This window comes from Paenibacillus sp. F024 (assembly GCF_057814255.1).
Genome location: NZ_JBVASZ010000003.1, coordinates 148,632 through 161,394, shown reverse-complemented (window position 1 = coordinate 161,394; position 12,763 = coordinate 148,632). Strand labels below are relative to the sequence as shown.

The window sequence follows — 12,763 nt, the reverse complement described above, 5'->3', positions numbered from 1 at the left end:
TACGATATCAAGCCCTAAGTAACGGGTACAGCCGCTCTGCAGAACGATATACTGAGAACCTTTTGTGAGACGGACCGTTAGACTTCCCAAAGGCAAACGAGAAAAGAACGGGCTCCGCCACCAAAGGCGAACCGTTGCTATCGAACTGCAGCAGCCGTTTGTGAAGCATCGGCATCCTCCCTCACCCGCCGGATCAGCCTGCTTTAAGCAGCAGGATCGTACTTTTCAGACGGGCCCGTTTTCGAATGGGATGAGAACGCATGGCCCTTGCCTTGCAAGCTGTTTCTTATCGGTCGCAAAACGATAACGATCATCCCCCCTAGCCTTAGCTAAAGATCAAAAAATCCAGTTTTCAATTATAGTGTATCATGGATGAAGGTGATAAAAATTACAATTAATTCACAAGTTTCCGACCAACCAACGACTACAAAGGCCAAAGGCATTATGATAAGATAAATAGGCATATCTAAACTCACAAGGCTAAACATCTGGGGGAATTCACATTGAAATGGAAGTCCAAAGCTTTATGGCTCAGTCTCTCCGTTATCACATTCATCACTTTGTTGGGCATTGCCATTTATTATGAATCCGCTAATTATTTATACGCAGCAAGTGCCCTTCCGGTTGTGATTGTGCCGCTGCTGCCCGATATGGTCAAGCATCAGTATGTCAATGCGGCCAACAACAAAAATATCCGATTTGCCAAGCTTACGATCGGCAGCCATACCATGCTTGCCATATCGTTTACCCCCGGGTATATCCGTTGGAAACGGGAAACCCGCAAGCTGTATTTCCATTGGAAGCAAATCAGCCAGAAGCCTGAGCTTGCCGAAACACCCGGTGAGGCCAACAGGGAAGCTTCTCTAACAGTACTCCCCTTTGATTTGTCCGTCCATCCCCGCATGCAGGGATGGGTCGGCATCGATCTCAGCCAGCTCGCTCAGCGCACCGCAAGCTTGTCATATACGACTGACGAAGTGACGCGGCTGCTGATTCGCATGAGCGATCTGGAGGCTGTGATCATGGCATATATGCCCCCAAACGAGGTACCCTCCGGAACCGGAAAACAGCTGCAGGCTTAAGGCGCCGCGCTTTACATTCAGAAATAGCGGATGGGAAGAAGACTTCATCCCGATGTCGGGCCCCTTCATGAGGAGATAACGGCCGATGAGGCGCTTATTGTATCCGCTATTTTTTCACTGTCTGTTTGAGCCCTTCCTATAAGTCCAATATCCCTTCAGCCGTTAAGGATCGGCACAGGTAATGCCCCAATGTCCGCACCAAGGCTCCCGTACCTCCCTGCGGCTCCGTCCCCCGTTCGCTCCAAAGCCATGCCGTGCCGCCGGTATCCAGATGCACCCAGGGAGCAGTCCCCGCGAAAAAGCCGATGAAAAGCCCTGCGGTGATGCTTCCCGCCCAGCGATCCCGTGACGTGGAATTTTTAATATCGGCCACCCGGCTTTTCAGCATGTCGTGATACTCGGGATAATTGGGAAAGGGCCATACCTTCTCTCCGGCCTGCCGCGCATACGACAGCAGCTCCTGCAGGAACGGCTCGTCGTTGGATACGGCGCCGGTCGCTACATCGGCAAAGCTAACAAGCACCGCCCCGGTCAGCGTAGCCACATCAATAAGACGGGCGGCTCCCAGCGCTTTGGCGTACAGCACCCCGTCGGCAAGCACGACGCGCCCCTCCGCATCGGTGTTCAGTATTTCCACCGTCTGTCCGTTCATCACGGTGATGACATCTCCCGGCTTGAAGGCGGAGCCGGACGGCATGTTCTCCGCGGCAGGGATCACGATGACCGCATGGACCGAGGGCTTCAGCCGCCCCAAGACGTGAATGAGACCGAGCAGCACCGCGGCGCCGCCCATATCGCTGATCATCTCTTCCATTCCTTCGGGCTTCTTCAGGGAAATCCCGCCCGTATCAAACGTAATTCCTTTGCCGACGAGGCCGATCACCTCGGCGTTCTCCTCATCCGTCCCGCGGTAACGGATGGCGATCATTCGCGGCGGGTTGACGCTTCCCCCGCCGACGGCGGCCAGGCCGCCCATACCCTGCTCGGCAATGCCGTGCTCATCGAGCACCGTGCATTCCAATCCGTAACGGGCGGCCAGGTTTTGCGCCTCGCGAGCGAGCGTATCCGGCACCAGATAGTTGCCGGGCAGATTCGTGAGATCGCGCGCGTAATGCGTCGCCAGGGCCATGGCGTACGCGGCTTCCAGCGAGCGCGTAAGCGCAGCGCGCTCGTCCGCTGTCGCCCTGCCGCACAGCAGGGCGACCTCCTTGAGTGCGGGCGGCTGCTGCGCACCGCGCGTGGCGGCGAAGCTCGGCATGCGGTAGCAGCCGAGCCAAAGCCCTTCCGCGAGCGCGTACGCGAGCTCGCGAACGGCCGCGCGCCCGGCGCGCGGCAGCGGCGCCGCCAGGCGCTCGAGCCCATGGCCGAGCGCAGCGCGCGCCGCATAGACGCCGGCGTCCCGCCAGGCGTCTGTGCTTTGGGCGCGGGCGGCCTCGCCCAGCCCGCACAAAAGCAGGGCCTGATAGCCCGGCATCAGGCCAAGCGCGGGCAGCGCCTCGGTTTCCCCGAGGCGGCCCGAGAACCGTCCGCGCGCCGCGAGCTCGCGGACGGCGCCGACGATCGCCGCCGGCACCTGCACGCCGGCAGCAGCCGTCCACGCGTCCGACTCCAGCGCTTCCCGCGTAATAAATACCGCGAGCGCCTCTGCAGCGCCCGCAGCGAATCCCGCACCGTTGCCTTCTTGCGGTTCATCCCAAACCGGACGAATCTTCATGCTGATTTCTTGCGTTACCAACCGGTCAAGCCGTTGCACTTCGTTCATTCCTCCATCCCGGCGGGCACAGATTCCCGCATACTGGGGTTTATCTATATCGTAAGCTTTCAAGCGTAATAATCCGCCGCCTCCATAACCATCTGCCGAATCGGCAAATGGTACGGGCACTGCTGCTCGCAAAGCGGCTTGTCCTTACAGGGTTCATAATCCGCACAGGATAATATCTTATCCTTATGGATTTGGTAAAATGCGTCGCCCTTCGGCAGTAATCCCAATGTCTTGCGGATCTGGCTTGAGATCATGACATCCGGAATTTTAAATTCCAGCGGACAGGTACAGTAGTTGCAGCGCCGGCAGTTATGACTTCCCAGCTCCACCGCCAAGGCTTCGAGCTCCCGTCGTTCGTCTTCTCCTGCTTGCTCACGGATAGCCGCCAGGTTCTCCTTGACCTCCTCCACGCTCACCATACCCGAAAGCACAACATGCACGTCCTGGCTGTGGGGATAACGCATGGCCTTGGATATGGGCTGAATAAATCCGCCTGACAGCGGTTTCATTGCAGTTTTCCCCAACTGCAGCCGTGTGGCCTCAGGGATCAGCTCATCCAATGAAAAAGGCTGCGCCAAATTCAAATGGAACAGTACTTGATCGAATTGTTTTTTGGCAATCCACTTCGCGAGCAGATCCGGCCGATGTCCGGTAATACCGATAAAGCGTATGTACCCCTTTCTTTTCATCTCCAGCGCGGCCTCATAAGAGCCGCCTTCATTCATCACCGCTTTAAACTCCTGAACCGCATTGACATAATGAATCTGCACCAGATCAATGACATCCGTCTTCATTCGATTCAAGCTGCGTTCCATATCTGCCATCGCACCGGCATAATCCCGATTTTTCGTCTTCGTCGCCAAAAAATATTCCGAGCGGCGGCGGGATATACTCTCTCCGATGATCTCCTCACTATTGCGGTAGCCCGCCGCGGTATCGACATAATTAATGCCTTGATCCAGCGCATAATTCAGTGCCGCCTTAGCCTGCTCAAAAGGGACTTCCGGCAGATTCATCGCCCCAAACCCGAGCGAGGATACACGGTGGCCCGTTAGGCCGAACATGGAATAACGCATCGAAGATTCCCCTCTCCATTAAGTCAATCTTATCCTGCGCCGAGGCTTATGAACCCAACCTTTATGCCATTATATTACGATCTCCGGCAAAAAAACAGTCTGTCAGAAGACCCACTCCTTCGATCTCAAAGCGCTCTTTCTTTCGAACCTTCCTACGCCTTCGCCATTCTTTTACGGATCTGCCGTAAAAAAAGAACAGCCGACACAGATGGTGTCGGCTGTTGCGGGGACGATCATCCAGCAAAAGTGTCCGTGCGATTCTTTTTTCGACACTAATGAAAGATCGGAAAAGTGAACGTCCGGCTCCAAACTTTCGTTGATTCCCCGTTATCGTTCTGCAGGCTATGGCTTCTGGCATTTGCCTCTTCCTTCGAGTCGGATTTTTCGTCGTCCTTGTTCTTACGACGGTCATCCTCTTTGTTCCCTTGCTCTTTACGCTTCTCCTCGTCCTTATTCCACTTTTCCTCGGCCTTTTTCTTCTCCTCTTCCAGCCGTTTGCGATTTTCTTCGGCCTGCTTCTCCCTTTGCTCTTGGGCCTTTTCGCGAAGCTCCTCTTGCTTCTTGCGCGCCTCTTCCTCTTTTTTCTTCTGCTCCTCCAGGCGCTTTGCCGCCTCATCGCGGCGGCGCTCCTCTTCACTATTTCCCGAGCTTCGCTTGTCTTCGCCGTCACGATTGTTGTTTCGATTCCGGTCGTTCTTGTCATCCCGATCATCCTTTTTATCGTCCCTGCGGGCCGTATCCGGATTTGTTGCGGACGGAGATGATGCTCCCGGTCTGACATTGACGGTTCTGGAATTCGTTGAAGCGTCGTCATTCTTGTTATTTTTATCGTTGACGGGCGGGATGGTCGATGGATTCTGATCGGTTTTAGGATCTTGACCGCCTGTTCGGTTGTCCGGCCGGCTTATCGCATTGTGCTTGTTCGTATTGGCCTTTTCCCGATTTTTCATACGCTCCTGAAGCATCTTATCCAATTCGCCTGATTTTTCCTCTTCAACGAGCTTCCGAATATCGGTCTTCGTCGGAATCTTGTCCGGTGCCATCACTTGAGCGACTTCCGGGATTTCTTTGGAAATGCTTAATACTGATCTTGCCTTCAAATCATCAAGCGTGACCGCCGCTCCGCTGCTTTTGGCATTCAGATACACGGTGTACTTTCCCATAGAAACACCATATTCGCTGGCGGCATCACGCACTTCCTGCGGGGCTACGAAGGAGGCTATCTGATATGATTGTACTTGTGTCGGGTGCGTTGTTTGTATGTATTCCTTCACCTGCAGGCGCAGCTTTTCCGCAATTTGTGTGTCAATGATCTTACTGTCCGGCTGAATAACCGTGCTGGCAATGACGATTTCAGCCTCCCCTTTGGAGAACGCCGTTTGTTCGGCCCTGTTCAATAGGCCCGCCGTCACTGCCTCCAGAGGCTTTTCCTTATAATCGACCTCTTGGATTAGCGCCTCTCCATCTTCATTCAGAGCGCGAAGCTCAAGCACCCGCTCCCGGATGTCGATGCCCAGCTCTACACTGGGGTTAATGTCGATCGAGACATAAGCAACGACCTCTTGGCTCCCGAGCTTGCCTTGAAAGCTTGCGAACAGAACCAGACAGAACACCACCGCAGCTGCGATAGCTGAACGTCCGGCGATAGATGGGCTCCTCCAGTTAATGCCTTCATCGGCATAGCTGATTTCATCACCGATCTCGCAATTTCTTTTCTTGCGGGCCAACCGCTGAAAACGTCCGTCCGGCCGCATGACGATGATGTTTTTCTCCGTGATCTCCATCACGATTCCTTTGTTCAATTGGCGTCCCCCCCTTCTTCCGAATCGCTTCTGATATGCAGATAATCCCGCAGATATGGATAGAGTCCGTTATATATCAGAGCGACAGCGATAATAAACTTGCGGTTGCGTTCCAGCGTCTTACGCGACACCTCCACCTGATCCAGCAGCTCCTTAATGGGCAGCATTTTCTTCGACATCATCGTCTGCATCATCCCGGCATCCTCAGACAGCTTTTTTGCAATGCCAAATAGCGCCTGACGTGAATCGTCGTGTTTTGGCGAAGCGTCCACCAAATCGGCAAAACTAATTCCGAATGCGTTCAGCGAGCGGTTCAGCTCCATGATTTCACTTCGCCGCTCGAGGCTGCCTTTTTGCTTCTCATACTGTTCGATGGCCTGATGGATCTCAATTGGATTGACGATATTATCTTCCTCGTCCTCCACCTCGAACGTACTGTATGGAATCTGCTGTGAAAACCGCTGCTCCTTGCGGACATAGTCGATAAGCCGACGGCGGATCACCTGTTCTGCAAAACCAAGAAATGAACGTCCTGCTTGGGGTGAGAATTGATTGATCGCCTCATTGAAAGCGCCGAGTGCGATGCTGAATTCATCATCCCGTGACGGATCGACATATCTTTTACAAAATCTGCTCGTCACCTTGGCAACATACGGCTGGTAATCCGTAATAAATTGGTTGCGCAGGCGCAAATCACCCTCTTGAATGCGAATTACGATTTGTTCCGGCGATTGCGAATCCGCGTTATCCGGGTGGGGAGACTGGCGTTTTCCTAAAAACTTCTTAAATAAAACGAGCAGCAATCGTTCCACCTCACACTACAAATTTTTCGCTGATTTCAAAGCGATTACGGGGGTAAGCTCCGAGCTTCCCTTCACTATTTTCACAATAATTTGGATGCTAAGGCTACACCTTCCAACCCGTTCGAAAACAAAAAAACATCCCTTCCCGAGCCGCAGCCTTCTACGGATCGGTCCCGCTTGCTTGGGCTGCATAATCCTATGCTGCCGAAAGCGCCGTTCCCGACTGAAGGCATAAGCCGACAAGCAGACTGATGCCCCGGACGGGAGGAAGCGGGTAATGAAGGGACGTTATGGTTGGGACGGCCTAGGATAGGCCTCGCATGGTTTTTTTATTCTTTAATTTATGCCGCCGCTGGCTCAGTACATTCAGCCGCTTCTTCAACTGCCGCTCCCATTCGGCGTCCCCGATTTCTTTGGCCACCATGAGCAGGTCCAGCGCCATATCGATCTGGCTGCGCACAACCTCCAGCGGCTCCTCTTCCTCATTGTTTACGCAATTCTCAAACAGGCTTAGCGAATCGTGACTGTCTACATAATCTCCAAAATCGACTTCAGGAGCGCCGTCGCCGTGCGCATATTCGGCTAAGATTTCGTATTCATTCTCTACCAGATGATGCACTTCCACTCGGTGGCAAACGGGGCAGAATAGCAGAGGCACATTGTGTATATGCGTTCTAATATGTTTTAACGTCCCTTTCGTTCCCAACATGCTGGCACCGCAGCAAAAGCTCATCGTGTTCCCCTCCTGATCTCTGTTTAACGCTTCTCAACCTATATCAATTCGATTTATATTCGTTCCAAGCCATAAAACACATGCCGACATCCTAATTTGTATTCGACCAAAGGATACAAAAATCCTCTTTTTTTATCCTATGAAGGCCAGTTAAATCTTTCCTGTCCCCGTTCAACAAGCCTTTGTTTCCTATAATCTGGATAGACTTGAAATAAAACGAAGCGCTTTATTCCAACTGTATGATACGGGGTCGTCTCTTTATGATATCTTATGCAGACAGGTTGGCTGTCCGCTTCAGCAGCCTTCAAACTTCAAATGCACATTATTCTAAAGAGAACATATTCTAAACGTTCTGCCTTCGACATAAAGTAAGATATCGATTCCACTATGAAAATCCGCTGCCGCATCGCTGCAAGCAGACGGATTTTTCATTTGGCCCTGAAAGGATAGGTGCGCTTATGAAGTTTCTTCCGATCGGTTCGAAGCAGATCGCATTTGTGAGCTACGATGATCAATCCTCACAAATGCATATTCAGTATCATACGGGTCAAACGCTCATCTGCAACGGCATTAAACCGGATCTATATCAGTCGCTGCTGCAATCTCCCAATCAGTACGATATGATCATGAAATTGACCGACGAGAATAACTTTTTGCCCCCTCGCACCTGACAAACGTACACGGCACGGGATATTGAATCCAGCTTCCCCCAATCTCCACTTGGCTGACGGCGGACATCGAAGAAGATGTACCCAGGCCGCGGCTTCGGGTTGGAGATTTTGTGATTTCTGTATATGTTTTTGATAACCGGAAATAATAGCTTCATAGGATCGCTGTCCGGTTTCCTCCATGAACGATTGCAAAAAGTGCGCCGGTATCCGTTTTCATTCATTTTCACGGATTGACCGAATTGTCATAAAAAGGTACTCTAAAAAGATAGGTTGCATTCTGGATAGCAAAGGATGTGGGTGGATTGCCAAGGCACTTAGTCATCGGAAACGGCAAATTTTTGATCAATTTGGATCGTCATACGTACGTGCGCGATTTGTATTATCCTTATGTAGGACAATTAAACCATGTCGGAGGCTATCAGTGCAGAGTAGGCTTGTGGGTGGACGGCGCGTTCAGTTGGCTTGCCGATCCGGCTTGGAATATTGAGATTTCCTATGCTGAGGATTCATTGGTCACCGAGGTCAAAGCCTCCCACTATCATCTTGGAATTACCCTGCTGATCAACGACGGCGTTCACCAGCGTGAAGATATTTATTTGAAACGGGTGAGGATTCATAATCACTGGGACAAAGTGCGCGAAGTGCGCATGTTCTTCAATCAGGATCTGGTCATCAATGAGACCGAAGTCGGAGATACGGCGGCTTACTATCCGCAGAACAATACGGTATTTCATTATAAGAAAGACCGCTACTTTATGTTCAACGGGCTGACCGGCAGCGAGGGGCTGTTCCAATATACTACCGGGGTCAAACGTTTCTACAACGCCGAAGGCACCTGGCGCGATGCAGAGGACGGCCACCTGATGGGCAACGCGATCGCCCAGGGCTCCGTCGACAGCACAATCAGTTTCCGGCTTCATGTACCGCCCAACTCGGAGGAATCGCTTTATTATTGGATGACGGCGGGCAAAAACCTCGAAGAGGTCAAGAAGCTCGACGCCTATATCAAGGAAAGCCATCCCGGCAAGCTTCTGGACCGGACCAAAATTTACTGGCAGCGCTGGGTGAATAAAGCGGAGCTTAACTTCGGCAATCTGAGTGAGGCCTGTATTCGTCTCTACAAGCAAAGCTTGCTGATCGTTCGTACACAGACGGATGTGAACGGAGCCATCATCGCTGCCAACGATTCCGATATCATGCAGTCCAACCGGGACCATTACAGCTACATGTGGCCCCGCGACGGAGCTCTGATTGCCTATGCGATGACGATGGCGGGCTATCAAGGAATGATTACACCTTTCTTTCATTTTTGTGCGAACGGCCTATCGCCGGACGGTTATCTGCATCATAAATACAACCCGGACGGAACGGTCGGTTCCAGCTGGCACCCTTATCTGAATGGCGGTAAAATGCAGCTGCCGATTCAAGAGGATGAAACGGCGCTCGTGCTGTTTGCGCTGTGGCAGGACTATGTTAGGCACGGCGATATCGAGCTTCCGCAATCGCTGTACCGCACATTGATTCGCCGCTCCGCCCGGTTCATGTCGAGCTACATCGAGCACGAGCTGAACCTTCCGAAACCCAGCTACGACTTATGGGAGGAAAGGTACGGCATCTTCACATTTACCTCTTCGGCAGTATACGGCGGACTCATCGCCGCAGCCAACTTCTGCAGCCTGTTCGGTGACGAAGAACGGGCAAGCCGTTACCGCCATACGGCGGAGAAGATCAAGTCCGGTATTCTGAAGCACTTATACGATGAAGAAGAAGGCCGGTTCGTACGCGGGCTGGTTCTGGACAACGGCGTATGGGTCAAGGACAAAACGCTGGAAAGCAGCGTCTACGGCATCTTCGAGTTCGGCGTTCTACCGGCCGACGACCCCCGCGTCGTCAAGACGATGAAAGCCAACCGCGCCGGACTCACGATCAAAACCGATGTCGGCGGCGTTGCCCGTTACCACCATGATTATTACTTTCAGCGCTCGGCGGACATTCATAACGTCCCGGGCAATCCCTGGATCATCTGTACTTTGTGGATCGCGGAGTGGGAGATCGAGTGCGCGAAAACGATCGACGATTTGGAAGCGCCGAAGCGCACGCTCGAATGGGTCGTCCGACATGCGATGGAAAGCGGCGTCCTGCCTGAGCAGCTGGATCCTTTCGACGGAGGACCGGTATCCGTCGCTCCGCTCACGTGGTCTCATGCGACCTACGTGCTGGCCGTGGTGAAATATATTGAAAAGTACAATAAGCTGAAAGCCTCGTCCAAGGCTTGAAGACAACAAAGCCGGATTCAAGGGACATCCCGTTGAATCCGGCTTTGTTCTAGTATTGGTCAGGCTGCTTTCTTATTCATGGACATAGGTTACTTCATACTTGTCCGCATCCCATAACTGGTCGAGCTCAGACGGATCGCTCAGCTCGACCACCATCATCCATCCCTCTCCGTATGGCGACAGATTGATCGTTCCCGGGTTATCAGCCAGCTTACGGTTCACCTCGAGAACCTTGCCCGATACCGGCGCATAAAGCTCCGTTACCGTCTTTACCGATTCCATGCTGCCAAACGGCTCCCCCGCCTGCAGCTCATCCCCTGCCTCGGGCAGCTCCACGAACACGATCATGCCGAATTCCTCTTGGGCAAAATCGGTCATTCCGATGACCGCGCGGTTGCCTTCTATCCGTACCCATTCATGGTTCTCGCTATATTTGAGTCCTTGCAAAACTTCCATTACCTGTCCCCTTTTCGCATAAGTAGTAGAAAAACCATCAGACCCGCCGGGGAGGCGGGCTGAGGGGTATATTTTCATCTGAAAGACGATTACTTCGCAGTCAGGTGCTTGTCGCCTTTTTTCCAACCTATCGGGCATAAACCGCCGGATTGCAGCGCTTCAAGCACACGGTAAGTTTCTTCAACGCTGCGGCCAACATTGTTGTGGTGTACGACTTGATACATCAATTCACCTTCTGGGCTGATGATGAACAGGCCGCGCAGAGCGATGCCTTCTTCTTCGATCAATACGCCATAGTCGCGAGCCGCTTTCTTCGTAAGGTCGGAAGCCAATGGGAAGTTCAGCTTGCCAAGACCGTTTTGGTCAACCGGCGTGTTGATCCATGCACGGTGGGAGTGAATGCTATCTGTCGATACGCCGAGGATTTCAGCATTAACAGCTTTGAATTGAGCGGCTGCCTCACTCATTGCAGTAATCTCAGTCGGGCAAACGAAGGTGAAGTCCAGCGGGTAGAAGAACAGAACAAGCCATTTGCCTTTGTAGTCGGACAAAGAAACTTTACCAAAACCCTGGCCGTCGCCCGATGCGGTTGCCATCGTGAAATCCGGTGCCGGTTTGCCTACTAATCTTTCTGTCATATCTGCAAAATCCTCCTTATGCTGAATTTATTGACAATAGTTATCACGTAATAAATCGTAACATTTTGACCTGCAGAAAGTCAACATTGAAGCAATTGTTTCATGATAATAACTATAAACTATCACACATGTGACATACCTTTCTTTATAAACAGAAAAACTCTTGAGAAATCCAATTTCTCAAGAGTTTTTCTGACGGCTTTATATCTTACTTTCGGACCGCGTTTACAATCAATTCACCCATCGCGGTCGTTCCGATCGCTTGGCTCTTATCCACAGCAATGTCGCCTGTTCGGTGGCCGGCGTCCAGCACTTCCTTCACGGCGCGCTCGATCGCTTCCGCAGCATCGTGATATCCAAACGTCAATCTGAACATCAGAGCAACGGAGAGGATCGTAGCGATCGGGTTGGCAATGCCTTGACCCGCAATATCCGGCGCGGAACCGTGCACTGGCTCATACAGACCGAACGCTCCCTCACCCAAAGATGCGGAGGACAGCATTCCGATCGAACCGGTCAGCATAGCCGCTTCATCGCTCAGAATATCTCCGAACATGTTCTCTGTCACGATGACGTCAAAGCTCGACGGACGACGCAAAAGCTGCATCGCGCAGTTGTCTACAAGCACATGCTCAAGCTCTACATCCGGGTAGTCCGGAGCAATACGGTTTACCGTTTCTCTCCACAGGCGGGAGGTTTCGAGTACATTCGCTTTGTCGACGGACGCCAGTCTCTTGCTGCGTGTCCGGGCAATATCGAAGGCTTGGCGAACGATGCGCTCCACTTCCGCTACATTGTATACGCAAGTATCCACGGCTTCTTGACCGTTCTGTCCTTCGCGGCGGAACTTCTCGCCGAAGTAGATCCCTCCTGTCAGCTCGCGGACAACGATCAGGTCCGTCCCTTCCAGAACCTCAGGCTTCAGTGTGGACGCATCCTTCAGGCAGTCGAAAATGACCGCAGGACGAATGTTGGAGAATAAGCCGAGCGCCTTACGGATGCCGAGCAATCCCGTTTCCGGACGCAGCTCTTTGGGGTTGTTGTCCCATTTCGGACCGCCGACAGCGCCCAAGAGGACGGCATCGGACTTTTTGCACATCTCCAGCGTATCTTCCGGCAGCGGAGTTCCTTTCTCGTCAATAGCGATTCCGCCAAACAGGCCATGCTCAAACTCAAAACGGTAGCCGAACACTTCCTCTGTTTTCTTCATTACCTTAATTGCTTCCGCAACCACCTCGGGACCGATCCCATCTCCGGCGATTACGGCAATTTTTTTCACGTCTGCCATCGGATACATTCACTCCTATATCTAGTTCATTATTTCTTTTGTAGCATATTTTCCTCTGTTTTACAAAGATATAAAATCTATCATCTTAATAGGTTTTAGCTATATATGGTCAATGTAAAAGATAGACCGTCAGGTGATTTGTTCATTTTCACAGTTGTCACATGGCTTGGAAAGGA

General features: G+C 52.2%; 12 protein-coding genes. 3 read left to right on the top strand and 9 right to left on the bottom strand.

The window, feature by feature from the left end; genetic code table 11:
* Positions 1-7: 7 nt before the first annotated feature.
* Complete coding sequence (locus ACZYR9_RS05910) at positions 8-169, bottom strand: hypothetical protein (protein WP_488977543.1); 162 nt, start codon at positions 167-169, stop codon at positions 8-10.
* Positions 170-503: 334 nt separating this feature from the next.
* Here ACZYR9_RS05910 and ACZYR9_RS05905 point away from each other — a divergent pair, with 334 nt between their 5' ends.
* Positions 504-1,082, top strand: coding sequence for a hypothetical protein (locus ACZYR9_RS05905; RefSeq protein WP_488977542.1), 579 nt, complete (start codon positions 504-506; stop codon positions 1,080-1,082).
* 136 nt (positions 1,083-1,218) lie between these two features.
* Here the strand turns inward: ACZYR9_RS05905 and ACZYR9_RS05900 are convergent, their stop codons facing one another.
* From ACZYR9_RS05900 to ACZYR9_RS05880, 5 genes are all read right to left on the bottom strand, one after another.
* On the bottom strand, positions 1,219-2,844 hold the full coding sequence (locus ACZYR9_RS05900; protein ID WP_488977541.1) for a leucyl aminopeptidase: 1,626 nt from the start codon (positions 2,842-2,844) through the stop codon (positions 1,219-1,221).
* A 59-nt stretch (positions 2,845-2,903) separates the two neighbouring features.
* Complete coding sequence (locus ACZYR9_RS05895) at positions 2,904-3,920, bottom strand: aldo/keto reductase (protein ID WP_488977540.1); 1,017 nt, start codon at positions 3,918-3,920, stop codon at positions 2,904-2,906.
* A 272-nt stretch (positions 3,921-4,192) separates the two neighbouring features.
* On the bottom strand, positions 4,193-5,722 hold the full coding sequence (locus ACZYR9_RS05890; RefSeq protein ID WP_488977539.1) for an anti-sigma factor domain-containing protein: 1,530 nt from the start codon (positions 5,720-5,722) through the stop codon (positions 4,193-4,195).
* Positions 5,719-6,525: an RNA polymerase sigma factor SigI gene (sigI, locus tag ACZYR9_RS05885; protein ID WP_488977538.1), complete on the bottom strand. Its 807-nt coding sequence runs from the start codon at positions 6,523-6,525 to the stop codon at positions 5,719-5,721. Before sigI ends, ACZYR9_RS05890 begins: the two co-directional genes overlap by 4 nt.
* A 304-nt stretch (positions 6,526-6,829) precedes the next feature.
* Positions 6,830-7,258 (bottom strand): hypothetical protein, encoded by a 429-nt coding sequence (locus ACZYR9_RS05880; protein WP_488977537.1) that lies wholly within the window; start codon positions 7,256-7,258, stop codon positions 6,830-6,832.
* A gap of 458 nt (positions 7,259-7,716) precedes the next feature.
* Between ACZYR9_RS05880 and ACZYR9_RS05875 the strand changes: the two genes are divergently transcribed.
* Together ACZYR9_RS05875 and ACZYR9_RS05870 are read left to right on the top strand one after the other, a co-directional pair.
* Positions 7,717-7,929 carry a KTSC domain-containing protein gene (locus tag ACZYR9_RS05875; protein ID WP_488977536.1) on the top strand — a complete coding sequence of 71 codons (213 nt, stop codon included), beginning with the start codon at positions 7,717-7,719 and terminating at the stop codon, positions 7,927-7,929.
* A 302-nt stretch (positions 7,930-8,231) separates the two neighbouring features.
* Entirely contained in the window at positions 8,232-10,205 is a 1,974-nt protein-coding gene (locus ACZYR9_RS05870; protein WP_488977535.1) for a glycoside hydrolase family 15 protein, read from the top strand.
* Between the two features lie 72 nt (positions 10,206-10,277).
* On the opposite strand, the gene gcvH is transcribed toward ACZYR9_RS05870, so the two are convergent.
* From gcvH to leuB, 3 genes are all read right to left on the bottom strand, one after another.
* Positions 10,278-10,661: a glycine cleavage system protein GcvH gene (gene gcvH, locus ACZYR9_RS05865; protein ID WP_488977534.1), complete on the bottom strand. Its 384-nt coding sequence runs from the start codon at positions 10,659-10,661 to the stop codon at positions 10,278-10,280.
* Positions 10,662-10,750: 89 nt separating this feature from the next.
* On the bottom strand, positions 10,751-11,299 hold the full coding sequence (locus ACZYR9_RS05860; RefSeq protein WP_488977533.1) for a peroxiredoxin: 549 nt from the start codon (positions 11,297-11,299) through the stop codon (positions 10,751-10,753).
* 208 nt (positions 11,300-11,507) lie between these two features.
* Positions 11,508-12,587, bottom strand: a complete 1,080-nt coding sequence (gene leuB, locus ACZYR9_RS05855; RefSeq protein ID WP_488977532.1) for a 3-isopropylmalate dehydrogenase — start codon at positions 12,585-12,587, stop codon at positions 11,508-11,510.
* Between the last annotated feature and the right edge of the window lie 176 nt (positions 12,588-12,763).

Bases quoted from the DNA above. Each gene is read 5' to 3' on its own strand.
- ACZYR9_RS05910 (WP_488977543.1), bottom strand. From the start codon at position 169: ATGCTTCACAAACGGCTGCTGCAGTTCGATAGCAACGGTTCGCCTTTG.
- ACZYR9_RS05900 (WP_488977541.1), bottom strand. From the start codon at position 2,844: ATGAACGAAGTGCAACGGCTTGACCGGTTGGTAACGCAAGAAATCAGC.
- ACZYR9_RS05895 (WP_488977540.1), bottom strand. From the start codon at position 3,920: ATGCGTTATTCCATGTTCGGCCTAACGGGCCACCGTGTATCCTCGCTC.
- ACZYR9_RS05880 (WP_488977537.1), bottom strand. From the start codon at position 7,258: ATGAGCTTTTGCTGCGGTGCCAGCATGTTGGGAACGAAAGGGACGTTA.
- ACZYR9_RS05875 (WP_488977536.1), top strand. From the start codon at position 7,717: ATGAAGTTTCTTCCGATCGGTTCGAAGCAGATCGCATTTGTGAGCTAC.
- gcvH (WP_488977534.1), bottom strand. From the start codon at position 10,661: ATGGAAGTTTTGCAAGGACTCAAATATAGCGAGAACCATGAATGGGTA.
- ACZYR9_RS05860 (WP_488977533.1), bottom strand. From the start codon at position 11,299: ATGACAGAAAGATTAGTAGGCAAACCGGCACCGGATTTCACGATGGCA.
- leuB (WP_488977532.1), bottom strand. From the start codon at position 12,587: ATGGCAGACGTGAAAAAAATTGCCGTAATCGCCGGAGATGGGATCGGT.